At 69.5% G+C, this 9,104-nt stretch carries 6 protein-coding genes; all 6 read left to right on the plus strand.

The window, feature by feature from the left end:
• The first annotated feature begins 1 nt into the window (after nucleotide 1).
• The 6 genes from NYP07_RS02240 (at nucleotide 2) to yjfF (ending at nucleotide 8,984) form a co-directional block, all read left to right on the plus strand.
• Complete coding sequence (locus NYP07_RS02240) at nucleotides 2-1,504, plus strand: glycoside hydrolase family 43 protein (protein WP_268146931.1); 1,503 nt, start codon at nucleotides 2-4, stop codon at nucleotides 1,502-1,504.
• On the plus strand, nucleotides 1,504-3,861 hold the full coding sequence (locus NYP07_RS02245) for a glycoside hydrolase family 127 protein (protein ID WP_268146933.1): 2,358 nt from the start codon (nucleotides 1,504-1,506) through the stop codon (nucleotides 3,859-3,861). Before NYP07_RS02240 ends, NYP07_RS02245 begins: the two co-directional genes overlap by 1 nt.
• A 27-nt stretch (nucleotides 3,862-3,888) precedes the next feature.
• Complete coding sequence (locus tag NYP07_RS02250) at nucleotides 3,889-4,857, plus strand: ABC transporter substrate-binding protein (RefSeq protein WP_268146935.1); 969 nt, start codon at nucleotides 3,889-3,891, stop codon at nucleotides 4,855-4,857.
• Between the two features lie 613 nt (nucleotides 4,858-5,470).
• Nucleotides 5,471-7,012 carry a sugar ABC transporter ATP-binding protein gene (locus tag NYP07_RS02255; protein WP_268146937.1) on the plus strand — a complete coding sequence of 514 codons (1,542 nt, stop codon included), beginning with the start codon at nucleotides 5,471-5,473 and terminating at the stop codon, nucleotides 7,010-7,012.
• A 17-nt stretch (nucleotides 7,013-7,029) separates the two neighbouring features.
• A complete protein-coding gene (locus tag NYP07_RS02260) occupies nucleotides 7,030-8,022 on the plus strand; it encodes an ABC transporter permease (protein ID WP_268146939.1) in 993 nt (330 codons plus the stop codon).
• A complete protein-coding gene (gene yjfF / locus NYP07_RS02265; protein ID WP_268146941.1) occupies nucleotides 8,019-8,984 on the plus strand; it encodes a galactofuranose ABC transporter, permease protein YjfF in 966 nt (321 codons plus the stop codon). The genes NYP07_RS02260 and yjfF overlap by 4 nt, the downstream gene beginning before the upstream one ends.
• The last annotated feature ends 120 nt before the right edge of the window (nucleotides 8,985-9,104 follow it).

The following is a 9,104-nucleotide window of genomic DNA, read 5'->3' on the forward strand; positions in this document are numbered from 1 at the left end:
CATGAGCAACCTGAACCGACGCGAACTGCTCGCGGGCTCGGCCCTGCTCGCCCTGGGCGGCTGTGGCGGCGGCGGCAGCGCCGCCCCTGCACCCAGCCCGGCGCCTGCGCCCGCCCCGACCCCGGCGCCCGCTGCTGCGGTCAGCTTCGCCAACGTCTCGGTGCACGACCCCTCGGTCATCCGCACCGGCGGCGGCATCTACGTCTTCGGCTCCCATCTCGCCGCGGCCAGGACGACGGACCTGATGAACTGGACCAAGCTGGCCGACGGCGTCGACAACAACAACCCCCTGTTCGGCAACAAGCTCACGACCGAGCTGGCCGCCACCTTCGCGTGGACCACGGTGACCGACCTGTGGGCGCCCGACGTGGAGCAGCTGCCCGACGGCAAGTTCTATATGTACTACTGCTCCTGCCAGGGCAGCAGCCCGCTGTCGGCGCTGGGCGTGGCCGTGGCGAGCAACGTCGAAGGCCCCTACGTCAACAAGCAGATCCTGCTGAAGTCCGGCATGGTGGGCCTGTCCGAGGACGGCAGCACCTACGACGCCACCAAACATCCCAACGTCGTCGACCCGCAGGTCTTCAAGGACGCGGCGGGCGGCTGGTGGATGGTCTACGGCTCCTACTCGGGCGGCATCTTCATCATGGCCATCGACCCCGCCACCGGCCTGCCGATGCCGGGCCAAGGCTATGGCAAGCACCTGATGGGCGGCAACCATGCGCGCATCGAGGGCTCCTACATCCTCTACAGCCCGCAGAGCCGGTACTACTACCTCTTCGCGTCCTTCGGCGGCCTGGCGGCCAACGGCGGCTACAACCTGCGCATCGCCCGCTCGCGCGCGCCGGACGGCCCCTATCTGGACGGCGACGGCACCGACATGGCCACCGTCATGGGCGCGCCCGGCACGGCGTTCGACGACGCCAGCATCGCGCCCCACGCGATGAAGCTGGTGGGCAACCACCAGTACGCGCTGGCCGCCGGCGAGACCGGCACGGCCCTGGGCTATGTCTCGCCCGGCCACAACTCGGCCTATTACGACGCGACGACGCAGCAGTATTTCCTCATCTTCCACTCGCGCTTCCCCAACCAGGGCGAGTACCACGAGGTGCGCGTGCACGAGATGCACCTGAACGAGGACGGCTGGCTCGTCGCCGCCGCGCTGCGCTACGCGCCGCTGAGCCTGGCCAAGCCCGCGCAGACGGCCGGCGTCGCCGCCTCCGACGCGGCCGGCAGCTACAAGCTCGTCAACCACGGCAAGGACATCAGCGCGGCGATCAAGGCCTCCATCGCCGTCACGCTGAACGCCGACGGCAGCCTCGGCGGCGGCATGAGCGGCAGCTGGGCGGTCAAGGCCGGCAACCTGCTGACGATCACGTCGGGCGGCACGAGCTACAGCGGCGTGCTGTCGAGGCAATGGAACACGAATGCCGATGCCTTCGTGGTCAGCTTCAGCGCGATGTCCTCGGGTGGCGTGTCGCTGTGGGCGGTTCGCACCGGCAGCTGATGCGCCGCCTGCTCGCTGCCCTCGCCCTTGCGCTGTGTGCCCACGGCGCGAGCGCGGCGACGCAGGCCTTCCCGCTGGACCGCGTGCGCCTGCAGGGCGGCCCCTTTCTCGATGCGCAGGCGACCGATCTGCACTACCTGCTGGCGCTGAACCCCGAGCGCCTGCTGGCCCCCTTCCGCCGCGAAGCCGGTTTGCCGGTGCCCGTGCCGAGCTACGGCAACTGGGAGTCCGGCGGGCTGGACGGCCACATGGGCGGCCACTATCTGTCGGCGCTGGCGCTGATGTGGGCCGCCACCGGCGACGCCGAGGTCGGGCAGCGCCTCGACCATTTCGTCGCCGAGCTCAAGCGCTGCCAGGACGCCATCGGCACCGGCTACCTCGGCGGCATCCCCGATGGCGCCAAGGCCTGGGACGAGATCGCCCGGGGCCGGCTCAAGGTCGACAGCTTCTCCGTCAACGGCCGCTGGGTGCCCTGGTACAACCTGCACAAGCTGTTCGCGGGCCTGCGCGATGCCTGGCTGCAGGCGGGCAATGCCGACGCGAAGGCGATGCTGGTGCGCTTCAGCGACTGGGCGCTGCGGCTGACCGCGCCGCTCAGCGACGCGCAGATGCAGGACATGCTGCGCGCCGAGCATGGCGGCATGAACGAAGTGCTGGCCGACGTGGCCGAGATGACCGACGACCCGCGCTACCTGGCGCTGGCACGGCGCTTCTCCCACCAGGCCCTGCTGCGGCCGCTGGCGGCCGGCGAGGACAGGCTCACCGGCCTGCATGCCAACACCCAGATCCCCAAGGTCATCGGCTTCGCGCGCATCGCGCAGATCGCGGGTGAAGACGAGGGCCGCCGCGCGGCGCAGTTCTTCTGGCGCACCGTCGTCGAGAAGCGCTCCGTCGCCATCGGCGGCAACAGCGTGAAGGAGCACTTCCACCCGGCCGAGGATTTCCGGCCCATGCTCGACGAGGTGGAGGGCCCCGAGACCTGCAACAGCTACAACATGCTCAAGCTGACCGCGCTGCTGCAGCACGAGTCGCCCGAGGTCGCAAGCTACGCGGACTTCTACGAGCGCAGCCTCTACAACCACATCCTCGCGTCCCAGCATCCGGGCGAAGGCGGCTTCGTCTACTTCACGCCGATGCGGCCGCAGCACTACCGCGTCTACTCGCAGGTGGATCAGGGCATGTGGTGCTGTGTCGGCTCGGGGCTGGAGAGCCATGCGCGGCACGGCGAGTTCATCTATGCGCACGACGGCGACGCGCTCTATGTGAACCTCTTCGTCGCGTCCACGCTGGACTGGCGTGAGCGCGGCCTCCACATCACGCAGAGCACCCGCTTCCCCGACGAGCCGCGCACGCGGCTGACCGTGGAGGACGCGGGCCGCTTCGCGCTGAAGATCCGCTACCCCGGCTGGGTCGCGCCCGGCGCGCTGACGCTCAAACTCAACGGCAGGTGGATCGCCGTCAAGGCCAGGCCCGATGAATTCATCGAGCTGCGCCGCGCCTGGGCGGCCGGCGACCATGTCGACGTGGAGCTGCCGATGCGCACGACGCTCGAACCCATGCCCGGCCTGAAGAACTATGTCGCCGTGCTGCACGGCCCCATAGCTCTGGCCGCCGCCACGCCGCAGCCGGGCGAGACGCTGACCTTCCGCGCCGACGACTCGCGCATGGGCCACATCCCGCAGGGCACCGTCTGCCCGCAAGAGGCCGCGCCGGTCTTTGTCAGCAACAGGGCGGACTTCGTGCGCCGTTTCAGGCCCGTGCCCGGCCAGCCGCTGACCTTCACCGCCCCGGGCCTCATCCAGGGCGGCAAGGGCGACGGGGACCTGCGGCTCATCCCCTTCTTCCGCCTGCACGACTCGCGCTACATGCTCTATTGGCCACGCTCCACAAAGGCCCGGCAGAGCCTGCTGCGCGCGGAGCTGGCCCGGGCCGAGGCCGCGCGCCTGGCGCTGGACGCGATCACCATCGACCAGGTCGCCCCCGGCGAGCAGCAGCCCGAGTCCGACCACGGCTTTGCCGGCGAGGGTGTCGAGAGCGGCATCGCGCCCGGTGGCCGCTGGCGGCATGCGCGGCAGTGGTTCGGCTACGCGCTGAACGACCCGAAGGCCGAGGCCCGCACGCTGCGCCTGAGCTTTGCCAAGGGCGACGCCGGCCGGCGCTTCGGCCTTGTCGTGAACGGCCGGCGCATCGCCGAGATCGAGCTTGCCAGGCCCGACACGCCGGACGAGATCTACGCGCGGGACTTCGCGCTGCCCGCCGACCTGGAGCGCCGGCCCGATGGCAGGCTCGACCTGAAGTTCGTCGCCGCGCCGGGCTCCATCGCCGGTGGTCTCTATGGCCTGCGGCTGCTGCGTTAGACAGAAATCATTTGAAGGAGACAAGCCATGATGAAGAACCCGATCCGCCGCACGCTGCTGGCCGCCGCGCTGGCCCTGCCCGCCCTGTGCGCCCCGTTGAACGCCCTGGCCGCGCCCCTCGTGCTGGGCTTCTCCCAGGTCGGTGCCGAGAGCGAATGGCGCACCGCCAACACCGCCTCCATCAAGGCCGCGGCCAAGGAGGCCGGCATCACGCTGAAGTTCGCCGACGCGCAGCAGAAGCAGGAGAACCAGGTCAAGGCCATCCGCAGCTACATCGCGCAGAAGGTCGACGTCATCGCGTTCTCGCCGGTGGTCGAGTCCGGCTGGGACACGGTGCTGAAGGAGGCCAAGGCCGCCGGCATCCCGGTGATCCTGACGGACCGCGCCGTCAAGGTGAGCGACCCCTCGCTCTACGCCAGCTTCATCGGCTCCGACTTCGTCGAGGAGGGCCGCAAGGCCGGGCGCTGGCTGCTGGAGCGGGCCGCCAGGACGCCGGCTGCCGCGCTGAACATCGTCGAGCTGCAGGGCACGGTGGGCTCGGCGCCGGCCCTGGACCGCAAGAAGGGTTTCGAGGAGGTCATCAAGGCCAACCCCAGGCTGCAGATCATCCGCTCCCAGTCCGGCGAGTTCACGCGCGCCAAGGGCAAGGAGGTCATGGAGGCCTTCCTGAAGGCGCGCGACAGGAAGATCGACGTGCTCTATGCGCACAACGACGACATGGCGATCGGCGCGATCCAGGCGATCGAGGAAGCCGGCCTGAAGCCGGGCGTGGACATCGCCATCATCTCCATCGACGGCGTGCGCGGCGCCTTCGAGGCGATGAAGGCCGGGAAGCTGAACGTCACCGTCGAGTGCAACCCGCTGCTGGGGCCGCAGCTGATGCAGTTGGCCAGGGATGTGGTGGCTGGGAAGCCGGTGGAGAAGCGCATCACGGTGAATGAGGGGGTGTATCCGGCTGAGGTGGCGGCGAAAGAGTTGCCGAATCGGAAGTACTGATCGTGGGTCGTTGCTTCGGGTTGATGGCCAGGCCCAGCCGGGAATTCGCCCCGGCGGGCGACCTACTTTTTGAGCGACCAGAAAGTAGGCAAAAAGTCGCCCCTGCAAAACCGCCCCTGCGGGGTTCCCTGCGATGCTCGAAGCCCGGGGCCGCGCCCAACTCACTTCGCTACGCTCCGTTCAAACAAAGGGGCGCGAAGTCAGTTCTTGAGGCTCGCTGCGCTCGCGCCCCGGGCTTCTGCGCTTCTCGGCGGTTTAGAAGGGGTGTGACGGAACAGCCAACAGCCGAACAGCCCAACAGCAAAACCCGAAATCCGTCCGGTGGACGTATTTCTCTTACCCCCTTTAGCACCGCCGAGCAGCGGAAGGACTTGAGGGCGCGTGCGCAGCACGCTTCGACTTCTGACTCCGCGCAACTGTCTGACCGGAGCGTAGCGGAGGGAGTTTTGCGCGGGCCCTCAAGGCCTGAGCAGCGCAGGGAACCCGCAGCGAAGCGGAGGGAGGTGCGGCCGGGGGGAGCTCTTTGCCTACTTTCTGGCGGGACAGAAAGTAGGTCGCCCGCGGGGGCGAAATCCCCGCACCAGTCTCCGCACCAAGCTGAAGGTGCATAGCCATGAACAACATCCCAGTGCTGGCCCTCTCCGGCATCCACAAATCCTTCCCCGGCGTCAAAGCCCTCACCAACGTCAGCCTTCGCCTCTACCCCGGCGAAGTCCACGCGCTGATGGGCCAGAACGGCGCCGGCAAGTCCACGCTCATCAAGGTGCTGACCGGCCTCTACCGGCCCGAGGCCGGCACCCTCACCCTCGATGGCAAGCGCATCGCCCCCAGGCGCACGGAAGACGCACAGCAACTCGGCATCCGCACCGTCTACCAGGAGGTCAACCTCTGCCCCAACCTCAGCGTCGCCGAGAACATCTGCGCCGGCCGCTTCCCGCGCAAGTCCTGGCTGGGTGGGGGCCGCATCGACTGGCCCGCCGTCCACGCCGAAGCCCGGCGCGTCCTCGCGCAGATGGACCTCGACATCGACGTCACCGCGCCGCTGTCGCGCTACTCGCTGTCCATCCAGCAGATGGTGGCCATCGCCCGCGCGCTGCGCATCTCGGCGCGCGTGCTCATCCTCGACGAGCCCACGTCCAGCCTGGACGACGCGGCCGTGCAGCGCCTCTTCACCGTGCTGCGGCGCCTGCGCGAGCAGGGGCTGGCCATCCTCTTCGTCACGCACTTCCTCGACCAGACCTATGCGCTGGCCGATCGCATCACGGTCATGCGCAACGGCGAGACCGAAGGCGAATACCTGGCCGCCGACCTGGGCCGCCTGGCCCTGGTCAACAAGATGGTGGGCGCGCCGCCCGACCAGCAGCCCACGCGCCTGGACAGCCGCGCCACTAAGACCGGCGCCGCGGTGCTGAAGGCCGAAGGCCTGACCCGCCGCGGCGCGCTGCATCCGCTGGACCTGGAACTGCGCCGCGGCGAGGTGCTGGGCCTGGCCGGGCTGCTGGGCTCGGGCCGCACGGAGGCCGCGCGCCTGCTGTTCGGCGCCGATGCGGCCGACGGCGGCCACGTGACGACAGCGGGCCGCAGCGGCCGCTGGCGCTCGCCGCGCGAGGCCATTGCCGCGGGCATCGCCTTCTGCTCCGAGGACCGCAAGCACGAGGGCGCCATCCTCGACCTGTCCGTGCGCGACAACATCCTGCTGGCCCTCCAGGCCCGCCACGGCCTGCGCCTGGTCATGAGCCGCGAGCAGCAGCAGGCGCTGGCCGACGACTACATCAGGCGCCTGGGCATCAAGACCGCGAGCGCCGACACGCACATCGGCCAGCTCTCCGGCGGCAACCAGCAGAAGGCGCTGCTGGCCCGCTGGCTGGCCACCGAACCCGCCGTGCTCATCCTCGACGAGCCCACGCGCGGCATCGACGTGCGCGCCAAGGAAGACCTGATGGATGCCGTGCGTGCGCTGGCCCACCGGGAAGACGAGAACGGTCAAGCGGGCATGTCCATCCTCTTCATCTCGTCCGAGTTGCCCGAGGTCCTGCACTGCAGCGACCGCGTCCTCGTGCTGCGCGACCGCCGCGCCGCGGGCGTCTACCGCCGCGGCGAGCTGGACGAACGCAGCGTGCTCGAAGTGATTGCCGCGGAGCCCGCCGCGGCATGAAGGCCCCGAATCTCGCCATGTCCCGCCCAAGCGCCCCGTCTGCGGTCTCCCGCGGCTGGAAACACCTCCTCGCGCGGCCGCTCGCCGCCCTCGTGCTGCTGCTCGCCGTCGCGGCCATCTGCGTGCCGGGCTTCCTGCGCCTGGAGATCAAGGACGGCCACCTCTATGGCAACCTCGTGGACATCCTGCACCGCGCGGCGCCCCTGATGCTGGCGGCGCTGGGCATGACGCTGGTCATCGCCACCCGCGGCATCGACGTGTCGGTGGGCGCCGTCGTCGCCATCGCCGCCACGGTCGGCTGCGTGCTCGTGGGTTCGCAGGGGCTGGTGCTGGCCATCGCCGCGGCCCTCGGCGCCGCGCTGCTGTGCGGGCTGTGGAACGGCCTGCTCGTCTCGGCCCTGGGCCTGCAGCCCATCATCGCGACGCTGATCCTGATGGTGGCCGGCCGCGGCCTGGCGCAGCTCCTGACGGACGGCCAGATCGTCACCGTCTACGCGCCGGCGAGCTTCTTCTGGCTGGGGGGCGGCCATCTGGCCGGCCTGCCGGTGTCGCTCTTCGTCGTCGCCGCGGTCGCCGGCCTCACCGGCCTGCTGATGAGGCGCACGGCCCTGGGCCTCTTCATCCAGGCCGTCGGCATCAACCCCGTCGCCGCTCGGCTGGCCGGCGTGCGCACGGGATCAATAGTGTTCTTCGTCTACGTCTACTGCAGCCTAGTCGCGGGCCTGGCCGGGCTGATGATCGCGTCCAACATCAAGAGCGCCGACGCCAACAACGCCGGCCTGCTGCTGGAGCTGGACGCCATCCTCGCCGTCACGCTCGGCGGCGGCCAGCTCGGCGGCGGCAGGTTCAGCCTGGCCGGCAGCCTCGTCGGCGCACTCATCATCCAGACGCTGACCTCCACGATCTACGCCCTCGGCGTGCCGCCGCAGGTCACCATGGTCGTCAAGGCCGTCGTCGTGTTCGCGGTCTGCATCTCGCAGTCGTCGTTCTGGTCGCGGAGGCCGGCATGAAGCGCCTCGTTTCCGCGCCGTCGTTCACCGCCTGGGTCAGCGTCGCGCTGATGGCCCTGCTCTTCCTGGCCGGCGCCGGCAGCTACACCGGCTTCGCGTCCACGCAGGTGCTGCTGAACCTGCTCATCGACAACGCCTTCCTGCTCGTCATCGCGGTGGGCATGAGCTTCGTCATCCTGTCCGGCGGCATCGACCTGTCGGTGGGCTCGGTGCTGGCGCTGACGACGATGGTGGCCGCCTGGCTGCTGCAGGTCGCGCACTGGCCGGCGGAACTCGTCATCGTGCTGGTGCTGTTAGGCGGGGCTGCCTTCGGTGCGCTGCAGGGCCTGGTGATTCACGTTTTCAAGCTGCAGGCCTTCATCGTCACGCTGGCCGGCATGTTCCTGGCGCGCGGGCTGTGCTTCCTCATCAGCGTGGACAGCATCACCATCGACGCGCCGCTCTTCGTCACGTTGTCGCAGACGCAGATCCCGCTCCCTGGCGGTGCCTTCCTGTCGCCCGGCGCGGTCATTGCGCTGCTCGTGCTCGGCGCCGGGCTGTGGATCGCCCACGGCACGGCCTTCGGCCGCACGGTCTACGCGCTGGGCGGCAACGAGGCCTCGGCACTGATGATGGGCCTGGCGGTCGGCCGGACCCAGGTCGCCGTCTATGCGCTCAGCGGCTTCTGCGCGTCGCTGGCCGGGCTGTTGTTCGCGTTCTACATGCTCAGCGGCTACGGCCAGCATGCGCAGGGGGTGGAGCTGGACGCCATCGCCGCCGTCGTCATCGGCGGCACCGTGCTGACGGGCGGTTATGGCTATGTGGCCGGTGCGCTGTCGGGCGTGCTGGTGCTCGGGCTGATCCAGACGCTGATCGCCTTCGACGGCACGCTCAGTTCCTGGTGGACGAAGATCGTCATCGGCGGCCTGCTGTTCCTGTTCTGCGCGGTGCAGCGCCTGCTGGCGCCAAGAGCGAAGCATTAGCCCGAAGTTCCAGCGCTCGTTGAGCGAGATTGCCTTGCGCCACAAGGACTTGGCGTGAGATCGGAGTTCCAGCTACTGCCTACAGGCGGATCTGCTGGATCAGCTCAAGCGCGTGGCGCT

Source organism: Pelomonas aquatica, from assembly GCF_026712205.1.
Lineage (GTDB): Bacteria > Pseudomonadota > Gammaproteobacteria > Burkholderiales > Burkholderiaceae_C > Pelomonas > Pelomonas aquatica.

Bases quoted from the DNA above. Each gene is read 5' to 3' on its own strand.
- NYP07_RS02240 (WP_268146931.1), top strand. From the start codon at position 2: ATGAGCAACCTGAACCGACGCGAACTGCTCGCGGGCTCGGCCCTGCTC.
- NYP07_RS02260 (WP_268146939.1), top strand. From the start codon at position 7,030: ATGTCCCGCCCAAGCGCCCCGTCTGCGGTCTCCCGCGGCTGGAAACAC.
- NYP07_RS02255 (WP_268146937.1), top strand. From the start codon at position 5,471: ATGAACAACATCCCAGTGCTGGCCCTCTCCGGCATCCACAAATCCTTC.
- NYP07_RS02250 (WP_268146935.1), top strand. From the start codon at position 3,889: ATGATGAAGAACCCGATCCGCCGCACGCTGCTGGCCGCCGCGCTGGCC.
- NYP07_RS02245 (WP_268146933.1), top strand. From the start codon at position 1,504: ATGCGCCGCCTGCTCGCTGCCCTCGCCCTTGCGCTGTGTGCCCACGGC.
- yjfF (WP_268146941.1), top strand. From the start codon at position 8,019: ATGAAGCGCCTCGTTTCCGCGCCGTCGTTCACCGCCTGGGTCAGCGTC.